At 67.3% G+C, this 16,665-nt stretch carries 14 protein-coding genes and 2 pseudogenes; 12 read left to right on the top strand and 4 right to left on the bottom strand.

Annotation, left to right across the window (positions count from 1 at the left end; translation table 11 throughout):
* Window positions 1–15: 15 nt before the first annotated feature.
* From LI94_RS15140 to LI94_RS15105, 8 genes and pseudogenes are all read left to right on the top strand, one after another.
* A pseudogene (locus tag LI94_RS15140) lies at window positions 16–597 on the top strand (AMP-binding protein); the annotation flags it as partial.
* 36 nt (window positions 598–633) lie between these two features.
* Window positions 634–1,881 carry a DNA recombination protein RmuC gene (gene rmuC / locus LI94_RS15135; RefSeq protein WP_046301681.1) on the top strand — a complete coding sequence of 416 codons (1,248 nt, stop codon included), beginning with the start codon at window positions 634–636 and terminating at the stop codon, window positions 1,879–1,881.
* Window positions 1,882–1,890: 9 nt separating this feature from the next.
* The gene (locus LI94_RS15130) at window positions 1,891–2,547 is read left to right on the top strand and encodes a TetR/AcrR family transcriptional regulator (RefSeq protein ID WP_024441240.1); all 657 of its coding nucleotides are present in this window, start codon (window positions 1,891–1,893) and stop codon (window positions 2,545–2,547) included.
* A 56-nt stretch (window positions 2,548–2,603) separates the two neighbouring features.
* Window positions 2,604–3,425 (top strand): SDR family oxidoreductase, encoded by an 822-nt coding sequence (locus LI94_RS15125; protein ID WP_046301680.1) that lies wholly within the window; start codon window positions 2,604–2,606, stop codon window positions 3,423–3,425.
* A 13-nt stretch (window positions 3,426–3,438) separates the two neighbouring features.
* Window positions 3,439–4,659 carry an acyl-CoA dehydrogenase family protein gene (locus LI94_RS15120; RefSeq protein WP_046301679.1) on the top strand — a complete coding sequence of 407 codons (1,221 nt, stop codon included), beginning with the start codon at window positions 3,439–3,441 and terminating at the stop codon, window positions 4,657–4,659.
* Window positions 4,656–5,432, top strand: a complete 777-nt coding sequence (locus LI94_RS15115; RefSeq protein ID WP_046301678.1) for an SDR family oxidoreductase — start codon at window positions 4,656–4,658, stop codon at window positions 5,430–5,432. The genes LI94_RS15120 and LI94_RS15115 overlap by 4 nt, the downstream gene beginning before the upstream one ends.
* Window positions 5,425–6,459 (top strand): phosphotransferase family protein, encoded by a 1,035-nt coding sequence (locus tag LI94_RS15110; RefSeq protein ID WP_024441236.1) that lies wholly within the window; start codon window positions 5,425–5,427, stop codon window positions 6,457–6,459. The genes LI94_RS15115 and LI94_RS15110 overlap by 8 nt, the downstream gene beginning before the upstream one ends.
* Complete coding sequence (locus LI94_RS15105) at window positions 6,456–7,826, top strand: MFS transporter (protein WP_024441235.1); 1,371 nt, start codon at window positions 6,456–6,458, stop codon at window positions 7,824–7,826. Before LI94_RS15110 ends, LI94_RS15105 begins: the two co-directional genes overlap by 4 nt.
* Before the next feature lie 93 nt (window positions 7,827–7,919).
* Here the strand turns inward: LI94_RS15105 and LI94_RS15100 are convergent, their stop codons facing one another.
* Window positions 7,920–8,660 (bottom strand): dienelactone hydrolase family protein, encoded by a 741-nt coding sequence (locus LI94_RS15100; RefSeq protein ID WP_024441234.1) that lies wholly within the window; start codon window positions 8,658–8,660, stop codon window positions 7,920–7,922.
* A gap of 97 nt (window positions 8,661–8,757) precedes the next feature.
* Here LI94_RS15100 and LI94_RS15095 point away from each other — a divergent pair, with 97 nt between their 5' ends.
* From LI94_RS15095 to LI94_RS15085, 3 genes are read left to right on the top strand one after another with little or no spacing between them, the layout of a single operon-like run.
* Window positions 8,758–9,558 carry a thymidylate synthase gene (locus LI94_RS15095; RefSeq protein WP_046301677.1) on the top strand — a complete coding sequence of 267 codons (801 nt, stop codon included), beginning with the start codon at window positions 8,758–8,760 and terminating at the stop codon, window positions 9,556–9,558.
* Window positions 9,555–10,049, top strand: a complete 495-nt coding sequence (locus tag LI94_RS15090) for a dihydrofolate reductase (RefSeq protein WP_024441232.1) — start codon at window positions 9,555–9,557, stop codon at window positions 10,047–10,049. Before LI94_RS15095 ends, LI94_RS15090 begins: the two co-directional genes overlap by 4 nt.
* Window positions 10,037–11,278: a crosslink repair DNA glycosylase YcaQ family protein gene (locus tag LI94_RS15085; RefSeq protein WP_046301676.1), complete on the top strand. Its 1,242-nt coding sequence runs from the start codon at window positions 10,037–10,039 to the stop codon at window positions 11,276–11,278. Before LI94_RS15090 ends, LI94_RS15085 begins: the two co-directional genes overlap by 13 nt.
* Before the next feature lie 4 nt (window positions 11,279–11,282).
* On the opposite strand, the gene LI94_RS15080 is transcribed toward LI94_RS15085, so the two are convergent.
* On the bottom strand, window positions 11,283–12,008 hold the full coding sequence (locus LI94_RS15080; protein ID WP_024441230.1) for a DoxX family protein: 726 nt from the start codon (window positions 12,006–12,008) through the stop codon (window positions 11,283–11,285).
* A gap of 243 nt (window positions 12,009–12,251) precedes the next feature.
* Here LI94_RS15080 and LI94_RS15075 point away from each other — a divergent pair, with 243 nt between their 5' ends.
* The gene (locus LI94_RS15075; protein ID WP_046301675.1) at window positions 12,252–12,950 is read left to right on the top strand and encodes a sensor domain-containing protein; all 699 of its coding nucleotides are present in this window, start codon (window positions 12,252–12,254) and stop codon (window positions 12,948–12,950) included.
* Window positions 12,951–12,953: 3 nt separating this feature from the next.
* On the opposite strand, the gene LI94_RS15070 is transcribed toward LI94_RS15075, so the two are convergent.
* Entirely contained in the window at window positions 12,954–15,032 is a 2,079-nt protein-coding gene (locus tag LI94_RS15070; RefSeq protein ID WP_239651241.1) for an FAD-dependent oxidoreductase, read from the bottom strand.
* Window positions 15,029–16,665, bottom strand: a pseudogene (locus LI94_RS23865) (hypothetical protein); the annotation flags it as partial. The gene LI94_RS15070 and the pseudogene LI94_RS23865, both read right to left, overlap by 4 nt.

Here is a 16,665-nt window from a genome sequence, read left to right as displayed (position 1 = left end):
TGTGTATAAGAGACAGTGACGGTGCTGCCGGACTCCGACGCGGTGGCGCACGCCGATTCGGTCGGCTACGCGGTGCCGTCGGGCGATATCGGCGTCGTGCCACTCGGCGACGATCCGGGCACCGGAGAACTGGTGGTGCGCGGCGCGAATGTGATGCGGGCCTACTGGAACCGGCCCGAGGCGACCGCCGCCACCATCATCGACGGCTGGCTGCACACCGGCGATGTGGTGCGCGTCGACGACGCCGGCCGGGTGCACATCATCGACAGGCTCAAGGACATCATCAACCGCGGCGGTGAGAACGTCTCCAGCGTAGAGGTGGAAGCCGCCCTGCTGTCGGCTCCCGGCGTGGCCGACGCGTGTGTGCTCGCGGTGCCCGACGAGGTGATGGGGGAGAAGGTCGGCGCGGTGCTGCTCGGCGACCAGCTCGAGATCGATGTGGCGGCGGTTCTGGATTACTGCCGCGGCCAATTGGCGGACTTCAAGGTGCCGCAGTACATCACCGTGGTGAGCGAGGCGCTGCCCCGCACGGCCAGCGGCAAGCTGCTCAAGGCGCAGTTGCGCGATCAGGTGCGTTGGGGCTCGCCGCTGCGCTAACCGGGAGTTGTCGGTGGGGCGCGCTACCTTGCCGGCATGGACACAGCACTGCTGATCCTCCTCACCTCACTGGCGCTGCTGGCGGTGATCCTCCAGGTGGTGGTGCTGGTGCGCCCCGCCGGCGGGGCGATCTCGCCTGCACAGCTCTCGGCGTTGCGCGGCGACAGTGAACGCGTGGAGCGAACCCTGCGCGAAGAGCAGCATGCCGGGAGGGCCGAACTTGCCCAGGCCTTTCACCAGTGGCAGCTGACCCTGCATCGCTTCGGATCGACCCTGCAGGGCACCCAGGACAAACTGGGCGCCACGCTGGATCGGCAGCTGCGGAGCCTGCAGGCCGAGAACACCGCGCAACTGGAGAAGATGCGCGCCACGGTGGACGAGAAGCTGCAGGCCACATTGGAAACCCGTCTGGCGCAATCGTTCACGCAGATCTCGGAGCGGCTGGAGGCGGTGCAGCGGGGGCTGGGGGAGATGCAGACGCTGGCCACCGGGGTGGGGGATCTGAAGCGGGTGCTGACCAACGTCAAGACGCGCGGCATCTTCGGCGAGACGCAGTTGGCCGCCCTGCTGGCCGAGACGCTGACGCCCGAGCAGTACGCCACCAACGTCATCACGGTGCCGGGGTCGAGCGCCCGGGTGGAATTCGCGATCCGGTTGCCGGGAGCCACCGGTGCGCGCGAGGTGTTGTTGCCGATCGACGCCAAGTTTCCGCGTGAGGATTTCGAGCGACTGCTCGACGCGCAGGAACACGCCGACAGCGTGGGGGAGGCCGCGGCACGCCAAGCGCTGATCCGGCGGATCGAAGCCGAGGCCTGCGACATCCACGACAAGTACCTCGATCCGCCGCACACCACCGACTTCGGGATCCTGTTCCTGGCCACCGAGAGTCTGTATGCCGAGGTGCTGCGCCAGCCGGGGTTGTTCGAGCAGATCCAGGCCAAGTACAACGTCACCCTGGCCGGCCCGACCACGCTGGCTGCGCTGCTCAACAGCCTGCGCATGGGCTTTCGCACCCTGGCGATCGAACAGCGCAGCAGCGAGGTCTGGCAGGTGCTCGGCGCGGTCAAGACCGAGTTCGGAAAATTCGCGGCGGTGCTGGAGAAGACCCGCAAGCAGCTCGACACCGCCCGCAACACCATCGACACCGCCGGAGTCCGCACCCGGGCCATCGAACGCAAGCTGCGCGGGGTGGAGTCGCTGCCCGAATCAGAGGCCGACGCCATGCTCGGTGAACTCGGCGGCGGTACCGAAGAAGTCAGTGAAGTTGACATCGAATTCAGTTAGTCTGCCCGGATGGATGCCGTCCCGGCCGCCCCGGCCCGCCAGTTGCCGGCGACGGTGCGCGGGGCGCGCACCCGGGCGGGGCTGGTCGCCGCGGCCCGCAAGGTCTTCGAACGGGACGGCTACCTCGACGCCAAGCTGACCGACATCACCAAGGCCGCCGGGTGTGCGACCGGGTCTTTCTACACCTACTTCGCGAACAAAGAGGAGATCTTCGCCGCGGTCCTCGAACAGGCCCAGCAGGACATGATGCATCCGGGCATGGGCCGGGTGAGCGATTCCGACGATCCCTTTGCGGTGCTGGAGGCGAGCAATCGCGCTTACCTCGAGGCGTATCGACGCAATGCCCAGTTGATGGGGCTGCTCGAACAGGTGGCCCAGATCGACCCGAAGTTTCGCGCCTTCCGTGCGCGGCGAGCCGACGCGTTCGTGCAGCGCAACGCCGCCGGCATCGCCGATCTGCAGAAGCGGGGCATCGCCGGCGCCGATGTCGATCCGCTGCTGGCGTCGCGGGCGCTGTCGGGAATGGTCAGCAGGCTCGCCTACGGCACCTTCGTCGGCGAGGAGGCCGAGCACGCGTCAGGCGCCGACTTCGAGACTCTGGTCGCCACAGTCACCCGGTTGTGGGCGAACGCCCTGCAGTTCCGCTCCGTCAGTAATCGAATATGAGATCGGATTCAACTAATGTCACTGCCGCTGCGCACTGAAGAACGGGGACGTCGCTTATGAAGGTTGCCGAGCGGGTCGCAATCGTCACCGGTGCCGGTGGCGGTATCGGCGGCGCACTGGCCGCGGCGCTGGTCGAGGCCGGAGCCAAAGTGGTGGTGGCCGACCTCGACGCGGACGCCGCGGCGGCGGTAGCCGAGGAGATCAGCGCCGCGCATCCCGGTGCCGCAATCGGTCATGGCGGCGACGTCTCCAACACCGAGACCATTCGTGAGCTGATCGTGTTGGCGCAGGAGCGCTACGGCCCGGTGGACTTCTACTTCGCCAACGCCGGAATCACCGGTGCCCCCGGCCTGCCCGGCGAGGCCGACTGGGACCAGGCCATCGACGTCAACCTGCGCTCGCACATCCGCGCCGCGCAGCTGCTGATCCCCGACTGGGTGCGCCGCGGGGAGGGATATTTCGTCTCCACCGCATCAGCCGCCGGACTACTCACCCAACTCGGCGCCGCCACCTACTCGGTGACCAAGCATGCGGCTGTCGGATTCGCCGAGTGGCTCAACATCACCTACGGCGACCAGGGTGTGCGGGTCAGCTGCCTGTGCCCGATGGGTGTCAACACCAAGTTGCTCTACGCCGGTGAGCAATCCGGGGACCCGCTGGGCGACCTGGCCACCCGTGCGGTCACCACCGCCGGCGAGGTGCTGGAGCCCGCGGACGTTGCCGCCGAGGTGCTCGCCGCCATCGATGACGAGCGCTTCCTGATCCTGCCGCACCCCGTGGTGCTGGAGATGTTCCGGCACAAGGCAGGCGACTACGACCGCTGGTTGCGCGGCATGCGCCGCTACCAGCGCGGCCTGCTCGACTCCGAAAATTCCTAGGTGAGGAGCCTGTATGTCCCTGTTCGAAATATCCGAGCGCGCAAAGAAATACCAGACCGATCTGCTGGAGTTCATGGACAAGTGCGTCTATCCGGCCGAAGCGGTCTACGAGACGCAGATGGCCGAAGCCGGCAACCCGCACTTCCAGCCCCCGATCCTGGAGGAGCTGAAGGCCCAAGCGCGTGAGCGCGGCCTGTGGAATCTGTTTCACCCCCACCCGGAATGGGGGCCGGGGCTGACCAACCTCGAATACGCGCCGCTGGCCGAGATCATGGGCCGGAGCCCGCATCTGGCGCCGGAAGCCTGCAACTGTAGCGCGCCCGACACCGGCAACATGGAGGTGTTCACGCTGTTCGGCAGCGACGAACACAAGGAGAAATACCTCAAGCCGCTGCTGGAGGGCACCATCCGTTCGGCCTTCGCGATGACCGAGCCGCAGGTGGCCAGCTCCGATGCCACCAATGTCCAGCTGTCGATGGTGCGCGACGGTGACGGCTACGTGCTGAACGGCCGGAAATGGTTCGCGTCCAACGCCTTGCATCAGAACTGCAAGGTGATGATCGTGATGGGCAAGACCGATCCGAACACCGCTACCCACCGCCAGCAGTCGATGATGGTGGTCCCCATCGACGCACCGGGCGTCACCGTCATGCGTGGACTGCCGGTCTTCGGTTACCAGGACCGCGAGGGCCACGCTGAGATCGACTTCAAAGACGTACGCGTGCCCGCCAAGGACGTGCTCAAGGGCGAGGGCGAGGGGTTCGCCATCGCCCAGGCCCGACTCGGTCCCGGCCGCATCCACCACTGTATGCGGGCCATCGGCATGGCCGAGCGGGCCTTGGAGCTGCTGTGCAGGCGCGCCCAGTCCCGGATCGCCTTCGGCCGGCCGGTCTCGGACAACGCCAACATCCGTGACTGGATCGCCGAGGCGCGCATCGACATCGAGATGATCCGGCTGCTGACGCTCAAGACCGCGTACCTGATGGACACCGTCGGCAACAAGGCAGCGCAGGTCGAGATCGCAGCGATCAAGGTCGCAGCGCCCAACATCGCACTCAAGATCGTCGACCGGGCCATCCAGGTGCACGGCGCCGGCGGAGTCACCGAAGACTTCCCGCTGGCCGGCTTCTGGGCCCACCTGCGCACACTGCGGCTCGCCGACGGCCCCGACGAGGTGCACAAGCGCGCCATCGCGCGCCAGGAGCTGGGTAAGTATCGCGAGAACGCTCGATGACGGCACCGGACTTCGCGGGGCGCACCGCGATCATCACCGGCGGGTCGCGGGGGATCGGGTTGGCGATCGGGCAGCGACTGGCCGAAGCGGGCGCCAATGTGGTCCTGACCTCACGCGATCAGGAGAGTGCCGATGCGGCGGCGGCCCAGGTCAACGGCAACGCATTGGGTGTGGCCGCCCACGTCGCCGACGACGAGGCTGCCCAGCGCTGCATCAACACCACCCTGGAACGATTCGGCACTGTCGACATCCTGGTCAACAACGCCGGCACCAACCCGGCGTTCGGGCCGTTGATCGACCAGGACCACGCCCGGTTCGCCAAGATCTTCGATGTCAACTTGTGGGGGCCGCTGCTGTGGACGTCATGCGCGGTCAAGGCATGGATGGGCGACCACGGCGGTGTGGTGGTGAACACGGCTTCCATCGGCGGGATGAGTTTCGCGCCGCTGATGGGCATGTACAACGCCACCAAGGCGGCGTTGATCCACGTCACCAAACAGCTTGCGCTGGAACTCTCCCCGGGGATCCGGGTCAACGCGATCAGTCCCGGCGTCGTGCGCACTAAGCTGGCCGAGGTGCTGTGGAAGGAACACGAGCAGGGATTGTCGACCGGTATACCGCTGGGCCGGATCGGCGAGCCGGTCGACGTGGCCGACGCCGTGTTGTTCCTGGTGTCCGATGCGGCGAGCTGGATCACCGGGCAGACCCTGGTCATGGACGGCGGTCAGATCCTTGGTGACGCAACAGGATTCCGGGGAGGCTCAGGTGGCTGACGAGCCACTGGGCATCGATCCGGCGGCTGCGACCGCGTGGATCACCGAGCTGGGCCTGCCCGTGGCCGGGCCGCTGAGCTTCGAGCGGGTCGGTATCGGACAGTCCAATCTGACCTACCGGGTGTTCGACGACGCCGGTCACAGCTGGGTGCTGCGCCGGCCCCCATTGGGAACGCTGCTGGCCTCGGCCCACGACGTGGCCCGGGAAGCACGAATCCTTGCGGCACTGGGCGATACCGAAGTCCCCACACCGCAGGTGTACGGGCTGACCCGCGACTCCGAAGGCACGCCGCTACTGCTGATGGAGTTCGTCGACGGCGTGGTGGCAGACCGGATGTCGGTAGCGCAGGCGCTCTCCCCGGAACGGCGCCGACAGATCGGGCTGTCGATGCCTAAGACCCTGGCCAAGATTCACGCCGTCGACATCACCGCGGTGGGCCTGGATGATCTGGCCAGCCACAAGCCGTACGCCCAGCGTCAGCTCAAACGGTGGGCCGGGCAGTGGGAGAAGTCCAAGACGCGCGAGTTACCGGCACTCGATGACCTGACCCGGCGGCTGACCGACGCCGTGCCGCAGCAGCAGGAACTGACGCTCGTGCACGGGGACTTCCACCTGCGCAACGTGATCACCTCACCGCAGACCGGTGAGGTGATCGCGGTGCTGGACTGGGAGTTGTCCACCCTGGGCGACCCGCTGGCCGACATGGGCAGCTTGCTGGCCTACTGGCCGCAGGTGGGTGAAGAGCACATCGCCGGGGAGTTCGTCATCAGCACCCTGGAGGGTTTCCCGGACCGCGCGGAGCTGGCCCGGGTATATCTCGAAGAGACCGGGCGCGACGCGGCGACACTGCAGTACTGGCATGCACTGGGACTGTGGAAGGTCGCCATCATCGCTGAGGGAATCGTGCGGCGGGTGCTCGACAACCCGGCGAACAAGGCCGCTGCGGGTACCCCGATCACCGCGTGGATCGACGCCTTGGTCGACAAGGCGCGTGAGGTCGCCGACGAGGCGGGCATCGCCAGATGAGCACGTCGTATCGCGCCGGCGCGGCCGCCGGCGGGGCGGACCTTGTCGACGGTGTGCCGCGCCGCAGGATCGCGGTGGCGGCGATGGTCGGTACCACGATCGAGTTCTACGACTTCTACGTCTACGCTGCCGCCGCGGTCACCGTCTTCCCGCACCTGTTCTTCCCGAAGGGCAATCCCACTGCGGCGCTGCTGGCTTCGCTGGCAACGTTCGGCTTGGCGTTCGTGGCCCGACCGGTCGGGTCAATCCTGTTCGGTCACTTCGGTGATCGGCTGGGTCGCAAATCCACTCTGGTGGCCTCCTTGTTGCTCATGGGCGTCGCCACCTTCCTGATCGGCGTGCTGCCCACCTACCACCACATTGGCCTGCTCGCCCCGGTACTGCTGGCCGCCCTGCGGTTCTGCCAGGGCCTGGCGCTCGGCGGTGAATGGAGCGGTGCTGCGCTGCTGGCCACCGAAACCGCCAAACCCGGCCGGCGGGCGACGGCGGGAATCTGGCCGCAACTGGGTGCGCCCCTGGGCTACCTGCTGGCCACCACGATCTTTCTGATCCTGTTCCTGTGGCTGGGACAGTCCAACCCCGGGGTAGACGGGACCGGGCCCTTTCTCACCTGGGGCTGGCGCATTCCGTTCCTGCTGAGCGCCGTGATGGTGGCCGTCGGACTGTACGTCCGGCTGCGGCTCACCGAAACTCCGGTGTTCGCGCAGGCAAAGGCCACCGGTGCGCCGGTGAATGCTCCGATCGCAGTGCTGCTGCGGGGCAGCTGGCGCCGGCTGGTCATCGGCACGCTGGCGATGGTGGTGCCCTACACGCTCTTCTACACCGTGACGACCTGGAGCCTGAGCTACGGGACCGCTAAGCGTCCCCCCGAGGGTGTGGGGTTGGGTTATGGCTACGCCGAGTTCCTCGGGCTGCAGCTGATCGCCGTGCTGTTCTTCGTGGCGGTACTGCCGATCGTCGGCAGGCTGGCCGACCACTTCGGCCGGCGCCCGCTGCTGTTGGCCTTCACCGCCGGGATCATGGTGTACGGGGCCACCTTCGGCGTATTCCTGAATCCGACCGCGTCCGTCGGCGTGACGCTGGCTTTTCTGATCATCGGTATGACGTTGATGGGCTTGGCGTTCGGGCCGATGAGCGCGGTACTGCCCGAACTGTTCCCGACCAATGTCCGCTACACCGGTTCGGGTGTCGCCTACAACGCGGCGAGCATCCTGGGCGCGGCGGTGGCGCCGTTCATCACCACCTGGCTGGCCACCAGTTACGGCGTTGTCTGGGTGGGCGGCTATCTGTCCATCGCGGCCGCGTGCTCGTTCGTGGCTCTGCTGGCCATGCAGGAGACCAAGGACGCCGAACTCGTGGACGTCTAATTGCCGGGGCTGTTTCGGCGGTCCAGCTTCGCCTCTCCTTCGTCGAGCCTCGCTGATATAGGTCGAGCTTCGCCTCTCCTTCGTCAAGCCTCGCTAACCGCCGAGCGCGACTCCGAAGACGTCCCGCATCGCCGCCCAGTGCCGGGCCGCGGCGTCGGCGTCATAGGGCCCGTTGTCGGGCACCGCGAAGCCGTGCGCGGCCGGGTAGAACTCGACGGTGTGCGGGACGCCCGCGGCGCTCAGCGCCTCGTCCAGGGCTGTGGCATGCGCCTTGGTGAACGACGCGTCGTTCTCGGCGCCGGCCACATAGACGGTGGCCGTCATCTGATCGGCCAGCAGGTGGGGGCTGTCGGCGGAGTCGGTGACCAGTCCACCACCATGGAACGACGCGGCCGCTGCCACCCGGTCGGGCACGCGTCCGGCGACCACGACCGAGGTACGTCCACCCATGCAGTAGCCGCACACCCCGAATTTCTCGCCGCGGACTTCGGGCCGGCCGGCCAGATAGTCGAAGAACGCCTGCGCGTCGGTGGCCATCCGGTCCGGGGTCACGTCGCCGATCATCGAGAACAGCCGACCGCGCTCCTTGGCGTCGGCGAACACCGTCGCCATGTCGAACGGGGCCCAGTCGGGGTGCCGGTAGTACACATCGGGAAGCAGCACGGCGTAGCCGTAACCGGCCAGTTCGGCGGCCATCTCGTCGAAGGTCGGCCGCACCCCGCCCGCATCGGGATACATGACAACGCCGGGCCAGGGCCCAGCGCCCTCCGGAGTGAACAGACGAACCGGGCAGTCCCCGTCGGGCGTGGTGATGGTGTCGGTGATCGTGGGCATGGCCTCCGTTGTACTCCGCTATGAACGTTTGACTCAATGCGGCGACCCGCGGCGCGTGGCTTCGCCACGCTTTGTGATCGCCGCTAAGCTAGGCGCCGTGCCGATCGCGACCCCGTACGAGGACCTGTTGCGGCTCGTTTTGGCCGAGGGAACACCGAAGGCGGATCGCACCGGTACCGGCACGCGCAGCCGCTTCGGCCACCAGTTGCGTTATGACCTGGCCGCCGGATTCCCGCTGATCACCACCAAAAAGGTGCACCTGAAGTCGGTGATCTATGAACTGCTGTGGTTTTTGCGCGGTGACTCAAACATCGCCTGGCTTAACGAGCATGGCGTCACCATCTGGGATGAATGGGCCTCTGAGACAGGAGATCTCGGTCCGGTCTACGGAGTGCAGTGGCGGTCGTGGCCGACTCCGGCGGGTGAGCACGTAGACCAGATCTCTGCCGCGCTGCACCTGCTGCGCACCGATCCGGATTCTCGCCGCATCATCGTTTCGGCGTGGAACGTCGGCGAGATCGGCCAGATGGCGCTGGCCCCCTGTCACGCGCTGTTCCAGTTCTACGTCGCCGATGGCAAGCTGTCCTGCCAGCTCTATCAGCGCAGCGCCGACCTGTTCCTCGGCGTGCCGTTCAACATCGCCAGCTATGCACTGCTGACCCACATGATGGCCGCGCAGGCCGGGCTGGGCGTCGGTGACTTCATCTGGACCGGCGGTGACTGCCACATCTACGACAATCACGTCGACCAGGTCACCGAACAACTGAGCCGCGATCCGCGTCCGTATCCGCAATTGGTTCTGGCACCGCGTGAATCGATTTTCGACTACACCTACGACGACATCGAGATCCGCGGCTACGACCCGCACCCCGCGATCAAGGCGCCCGTGGCGGTATGACGATCAGTTTGATCTGGGCTCAATCGAAGTCCGGGGTGATCGGGCGGGCCGGCGGCATCCCGTGGCGGGTTCCCGAGGACCAGGCGCGCTACAAGCAGCTCACCGTGGGCCACACCGTGGTGATGGGGCGGCTGACCTGGGAGTCGCTGCCGGCCAAGGTCCGGCCGTTGCCGGATCGGCGCAACGTCGTGCTCACTCGCGACCCGGGCTATGTCGCCGACGGTGCCACCGTGGTAGGCACCCTGGATCAGGCCCTGCAGGGTGACGACATCTGGGTGGTCGGCGGAGCCGAGATCTACGCGTTGGCGCTGCCGCTGGCCGGCTGCTGCGAAGTGACCGAGGTCGACATCGACCTGCCGGTGCAGGATGGTGACGCCGTGGCGCCGGTACTCGATCAGTCTTGGCAGGCCAGCACGGGGGAGTGGCTGACCAGCCGAACCGGACTGCGGTACCGCTATCTGACCTACCACCGGACTTCGTGCCAGTCCTGACCGCCGCGCAGGCGCGCCGGATCGCCGTTGCCGCACAGGGCTTCACAGATCCCAAACCCACTGCCACGGTCACCCGGGCGCACCTGAAACGGCTGATCTCCCGCATACAGGTACTGCAGCTGGACTCCGTCTCGGTGGCGGTACGCGCCCACTACGCGCCGGTGTTCAGCCGGCTCGGGCCCTATGACCGCACCGTGCTGGACCGAGCCGCATGGAGCCACAGCGCCCGTTCGCCGCGGCTGCTGGTCGAGTACTGGGCGCACGAAGCGGCGCTGATGGCCGTCGAAGACTGGCCGCTGTTGCGCTGGCGGATGCGGCAGTGGCCCCATGGCCGGTGGGGGTCGGCCATCGTGCGGGCCAACCCGCAACTGGTCACCGACGTCACCGCCGCGGTCGGCGAACTGGGTCCGGCCACCGCCGGTCAGATCGAAGAGCACCTGGCTGCCGCGTCCGGGCGGGCCGGCAAGGGGCCGTGGTGGAACCGCAGCGACACCAAATGGGTGGCCGAGGCGCTGTTCGCTGCGGGGGTGCTCACCACCGCCACCCGGGTCGGGTTCGCCCGGCACTACGACCTGGTGGAGAACGTGCTGCCACCGCAGGTGCTGGCTGTTCAGGTCGATGACGACGAGGCGATCCGCGAGCTGGTCCGCCGCGCCGCCGGCGCTTTGGGCATAGCCACCGAGGCCGACCTGCGCGACTACTTCCGGCTGTCGGCCACCCAGGTCAAACCCGCGATCGCCGCGTTGGTGGCGGCCGGCGAGTTGGAACCGGTGGCAGTCGATGGTTGGGACACCGCGGCCTATCTGCGTGCCGGGCAGGCGATTCCGCGAACCGATCGCGGCACCGCGCTGCTGTGCCCATTCGATCCACTGATCTTCTTCCGGCCGCGGGTGCAGCGACTGTTCGGCTTTCACTACCGCATCGAGATCTACACCCCGGCGCCCAAACGCCAGTACGGCTACTACGTGTGGCCACTCCTGCTGGACGGTGAGCTTGTCGGCCGGGTCGACCTCAAAGCCGATCGGCAACAGGGGGTGCTGCACGTCATCGGGGCATTCGCCGAAGCGGGGCAACCACGCGAACGGGTGGCCGAGGCACTGGCCACCGAACTGTGGTCGATGGCGTCCTGGCTCGGGTTGAGTCAGGTCAGCGTCGGGGATCGCGGGGATCTGGTGGCCGAGTTGCGCCGGCGGGTGCTTCCCGGCCCCGCGGACGTCACCCGCGCGTGACGGACTAGGGGAGGTGCCGGCGCATGCGGCGGCGGGCGCTGTCGGCGAGCGTGATCGCACCGTCGCGGGCCGCGTGCGCCAGCTCGGTTCCCCGGTCCGCGGCGACTTCCGCGAGCTGTGTTCCCCGTTCGCCGGCCGACTCCAGTAACGGTCCGGCCTTTTCCCCGACTGCCTCGGCCAGCTCGCGGCCATGCTCCACGCCGGCGAGCAGGCTCGTGCTCACCTTCTCACCGACGGTCTCCAGCACGGCATCGCCGGAGGAAGTGGGCAAGGCGTCGGTTGCGCGACGATAGGCGCGACGGGCCCGCCAGCCCAGCGAAGGCTTTCCTTCGGTGTCGGCGGCCGCGATCAACAATCCGCCGATCAGGCTGACGTCGGTCAAGAACGCTTTGCGTTGTTCGTTCTTGCGTTCGGGGTCGGATTCCGTCCAGAACATGTGCGCCCCGGCGCTCCCTGGAATGACCGTGCATGCCAGCACCGCAGCCGCAACCCGTGGCAGCCTGCCGCTGGCCAGCAGGACGCCGCCACCGATCTGTGCCAGCGCGTTCGCCTTGGCGAATGCTTCGACATCGGAAGGCACCTTGGCCGCTACCTCGTCGGGTAACTGTTTGAGGCCGTCGAACGCTGGACGCGCCGCCTGCCCGGCTTGCTGCGGCCGGCGCAACGCGTCCACGCCTTGACCGATAAACGCTGCCGCGAGCAGTGGACGTGCGATCTTCCGTAGCAACACTGGGGCCCCTATCGCCGGTCGGATTACTGTTCGGCACGCTCGCGTGCCTGATTCCGCAGCGGCCTTGGCTCGGGATACCCGTTGGGGCTTACGCCGTAAACGTCGACCGTCAACGTCGAGGTGGGCGGACCGGTCGTCACCGGCGAATCTCGGCCGCCGGCGCTAGGGTGGCGACCGGGAGTTGATCGGCCGCGCTGATGACTGGCGTGCCGATCCGGGGTCGGGCGTTGTCGGGGTGGTTGTATGCGGGTTTCTTCTGCGTGGGGGCTTGTTGTCGGGGGTGCGGTGCTGGCCGCCGGATGTGGAAGTCACGAACTCAAAGTCGTGTCGAGCACCACATCGTCGGTGCCAACCGCCACCGTGACGGCAGCGCCCGTCGCTGAGGACGCCCTGCGCGCTCTTTTGCTCAGCCCCGAGCAGATCAACCCGATCATGGAGGCGACCGACATGGCCGTCACCCGCACCCATACCGCCCTGTCGGACGACAGCGCCACCATGCAACCTCAAGAGTGCCTGGCGATCGACGGTGCGGCTCAGGAGCCGGTATACGCCGACAGCGGCTACATCGCAGTGCGGGACCAGACGCTCAGTGAGGGCGACGATTTCGAACACTTCGCCGAACAGGCCGTAGTGGCGTTTCCGTCGGCCAAGCAAGCCGCCGCATTTCTTGCCCACGCCACCCGGCAATGGCCGGCCTGCCATGAATACAGCCATGTGCAGAGCGGCACCACCTGGATCGCCGGCCCCATCGTCAACGCCGACGGCATGCTCAGCACCGTCGCGACCCAAGACAATGCCGGCAACGAGGTGAGCTGGGCCTGCGGGCGGGCGCTGACCGTGGCCAACAACGTCGTGATTGACGTCAACACCTGCAGCGCGGATCCCAAGAACACCGCGGTGGTCATCGCTGGGCAGATCGCAGCCAAAGTGCCCAACCGCTGACGTTCAGGGCAGGTATAGGCCCCGAATGCGGTGGTATCGGTGTCGCCCCGCCAGGGCGTTCGCGGCCTGCAGTCCAGACATGACGGCCGCTTCGATGCACCCGGCGTTCATGCCGGAGTCGGTCCAGTCGCCGGCCAGAACCAGGTTGTCATAGCCGCTTTCGTCGGGGCGCAACCGGTACCGGTCGGTTCCCGGGATCGACTGCACATACCGGTCCGAGGGATCGACATTCACGCTGATGTGCTGGGTTTCCAATGCTGCGCAGTCGGTTTCGCCGTCGGACCCGCTGAGTAACCGCCAGTCGAAGCCTGCTTCGCTGACGGCGCCGGGAAGGAACCGGTGCAGGTGACGGTCGAGGTGGTGGGCGACTTGTCCCCGAACCTGCTGCCGATGTCGGTGCAGGTAGCCCGGACCGGTCTCATCGGTGGGCCACGCCGCATCCAGGGTGCCGCAGAAGTAGGCCACTGTGCCGGGGCGATCATGCTCGGGCCAGTCTTCGGCCCACAGCGTCTGCGGCATGGAGGCCCACGTCTCGAACGGGGGAACGTAGGCACTGAGCGTCACGCCGGGCTCCTGCCAGCCCAGTGCCGGTTCATCCGGGCGCAACCAGATCTGGAAGGCCTGGGTGGCGACGGTGCGGACCTCCGTGGTCATCCGTCGCCACTCGGGCCGGTCTTCGATCAGCTCGGTGGCGACCACCGGCAGCATGCCCAGGGATACGGCCAGGATGGCGTGATCGAAGTCGACACCCCTACGCAGCACCCGTGACTCGGCGTCGGGGTAGTCCGACCAGTGCGTTTCCAGCGCATGCCAACCATCGGGGGGGACCTGGTCAGGTGCCGCCAATTGGTTGGTCAGCGGCGTGCTGGGGAACACCGGCAGCCCCCGCACCGTGGTCAACGGCTCGTAGCTTGTCAGGCCGTCGGCCAGGTGCAGTTGGCGCCCCAGCGTGATGGTGGCGACTGCTCGTCGCGCGGCGTCCAGGTGGAGGGCATCGAGGCGGTGGAAGAACTCGAAGGTGACACCGCGACGCCGCAACGCCTGGTACAGCGGAGCGATGACGACGTCGCCCATTCCGGCGGTCATCTTCCAGAAGATCGACCCGTGGTAGCCGAACAGCACCTGGCCGGTCAGAAACACCGCCAGCCCCGCGGCGAACGCGGGCTGGTCGGGATCGCCGTCGCGGTACCCGAACACCAGGTCGTACATGCCACGTACCAAAGCGAATTCGGTGACATCGGGGTGCGCGCCGTGGCGCAGGATCCAGTCGTTGAAATCTTCGTCGTTGATCGCCCGCATTCCGCGCGGGTCGGTGACCAGGTGGTCGGCGAGGATTCCGCGGATCACCGCGGTCATCAGCGAGAGCAGCAGCCAGGACCGCCGGTGGTCGGGCCGTCGCTCATAGTCCAGGGCGGCGCGCACCGCCGCCACCGCGCCGTCGACCTTCCCGGGCAGGCCGGCGCCGGCGGCCTGCGGATCGCCCAGGGCGAGCAGTACTGCCGCGGCCGCATCGGTCACCGCCTCGATCCATCGCTGCGTGGGCGGCGGCTCCGGGTGGACGGACAACGTGATTCCGGGCGCGGTGGTACCGCGCAGCGATTCGGCGAAATCGCGAACGAGGCGCAGTGCCCGGACGGTGAACTCCACCACCGTCATCACCCGGCCAGTGCCGCCGGGTGCGCCGGGTGACCCGTCGGTTCGGGTGAAGGTGCCCAACCAGATCAACCACTCGCTGCCGAGCCGGTCGGCCAGCCCCACGTTGTCCGCCGGAATCAGCGCTTGGTCCCAAGTGCGGATCGGTGCTGCCGGATCAGTTGTGGCCCGGTCGAGTTCGGTGTAGCACTCGCGAAGCAGGGCGAAGGCGTTCTGATAAGAGCCCAGCCAGATATGCAGGCCGTGCTCTTCGATGCGTCCGTGCCGGCCACGGCTGGAAGCTCCCTTGCCGCCGAGGCGCCAACCGCGTTGATAGACGGTGATGGAGTCGAAGCGGTCTCGCCAACCGGGTTCGCTAAGCCGCCAGGCGGCACTCAGCGCGGCCATGCCTCCGCCCAGGATGACTACCTTGCCACCCGGCGGACTCACCTGAGCAGCGTTCTGGCTCGATCCAGCTCCGGCCAGTCGGAATCGGCGAGGAAGTGCGTCATGGCGCCGGTCAACAGGTCACGTGCGGAATCCCCCTGCAGGTCGACAAGATCCATCGCCGCGCGCAGTTCGTAGATGTGCGCCGCCTGCCGGCGTGCCGTCTCGATGGCGCAGCGCAGATCGCTGTCGCGTGCCGCGGCGTCACCGCGGGTGTGTGACCGTATCCGCAGCAACTCGGCGCGGTAGAAGTTGACCGCGGTCTCATCGGCCAACGCCAGCGCGCCGTTGAGGCATTCGTGGGCCTGCGCGGTGTCGCCGACGGCAATCAGCAACCGGGCCAGTACCCCGTCGTAGTAGGTAGAGAACAGCTTGACCTCGGCCGCCCGCAAGGCAGAACCGATTTCGGTCATCGTCGCGATGTGGGGTGCCAACCGGGCTGGGTCGGTGTGCTCGCCCGCCAGCGCCGACAACGCGTCGACGGCGCCGCGCTGATTGGCCGCGATCATCGTCCAGTACTCGAATCCGTGCCGCTCGGCCTGCGCAGCCAGTACCGTCACCACCTCGCCGGCGCGTTCGAGTAGGCCGGCCTCCATGCACATGTAGATCTCGGTGAATCGTTGGTAGCAGTGGCTGAATGGGCCTTGCGGGAAGCCGATATCTTCTGCCCGCCTGACGGTTTCGGATAATTGCTCGTCGGCGCCGGTGAGATCGCCTTGGACGAATCGTGCCATCGCCAGGTGCATATGCATGGAAGCGAGCGCATCGCTGGGAATGAACCAAAGAGATTCGAAATCGGGCAGGGGCGCTTCCTTCATCTCCGCGACGGCCTGCTCCAACAGCGCTCGGGCCTTGCCGAAGTCACCAAGAAACCAGGCGACCATGCCGAACGCCGCGGCGTTTGTCGGACCGAACCACTTCCGCTCATCGGGTCGCTTCGATCTGGCGTACTCGGCCACGCGCAGGGCGCGGCGCAGGTCGCCACGGGGCAGGTAGTAGGCCCACAACGCAGTCATCGTCGACATGAAGCCGTCCTGTCGGGGATCGGTGGCCCCGAGCTTCAGGCAGCATTCGAAGTCCTTGGCCGCCTTCGGGCTGGCAGTACCTTCCACCGCCGAGGTGAGGAAGCCACGCCGAAGCCGATACAGCACTTCGCGACGATCGCGAGACGGTCCCTCCGCCGCTAGCCGGAGTTGTTCGATGGCCTGGCTGAGGCAGGCGCGGGCCTCGTCGAGGGCACCGCGCTGCCGGGCGTCGTACGCAGCTTTCTGGTGGGCGTCGGCGGCGGCCTCGAACCGCTCCGCCACCCGGTAGTGCAGGGCGACCAGATGCCAATCCGGATTGTCTGAGTCGCTGACCAGGGTGTCGGCGACTCGACCATGCAGCTGGCGCCGAACGCTGGGCGGCGGCAACTCGTAGGCGACCTCGCGGAGCAGCTCATGCCGGAAACGCCAGCGGTCCTTGGTCACCGGCTCGAAGACCCGCGCCGCAACCAGGGCTGCAACAGCATCCTCGAGATCACCGGCTGCGAGGTCGAGGACTGCGCCGAGCATGGCGCGATCGAATTCCCTGCCGACGGTGGAGGCGGCTTCGACCACCTGAATCGTGTTGCTGCTGGCGCTGTCTCTTATACACA

It is taken from the genome of Mycobacterium sp. UM_Kg27 (assembly GCF_000972905.1).
Classification (GTDB): Bacteria; Actinomycetota; Actinomycetes; order Mycobacteriales; family Mycobacteriaceae; genus Mycobacterium.
This window is presented reverse-complemented; position numbering and strand designations above follow the sequence as displayed.

Coding starts and splice junctions, on each gene's coding strand:
- LI94_RS15075 (WP_046301675.1), top strand. CDS start 12,252: ATGCGGGTTTCTTCTGCGTGGGGGCTTGTTGTCGGGGGTGCGGTGCTG.
- rmuC (WP_046301681.1), top strand. CDS start 634: ATGGACACAGCACTGCTGATCCTCCTCACCTCACTGGCGCTGCTGGCG.
- LI94_RS15100 (WP_024441234.1), bottom strand. CDS start 8,660: ATGCCCACGATCACCGACACCATCACCACGCCCGACGGGGACTGCCCG.
- LI94_RS15105 (WP_024441235.1), top strand. CDS start 6,456: ATGAGCACGTCGTATCGCGCCGGCGCGGCCGCCGGCGGGGCGGACCTT.
- LI94_RS15115 (WP_046301678.1), top strand. CDS start 4,656: ATGACGGCACCGGACTTCGCGGGGCGCACCGCGATCATCACCGGCGGG.
- LI94_RS15090 (WP_024441232.1), top strand. CDS start 9,555: ATGACGATCAGTTTGATCTGGGCTCAATCGAAGTCCGGGGTGATCGGG.
- LI94_RS15120 (WP_046301679.1), top strand. CDS start 3,439: ATGTCCCTGTTCGAAATATCCGAGCGCGCAAAGAAATACCAGACCGAT.
- LI94_RS15130 (WP_024441240.1), top strand. CDS start 1,891: ATGGATGCCGTCCCGGCCGCCCCGGCCCGCCAGTTGCCGGCGACGGTG.
- LI94_RS15125 (WP_046301680.1), top strand. CDS start 2,604: ATGAAGGTTGCCGAGCGGGTCGCAATCGTCACCGGTGCCGGTGGCGGT.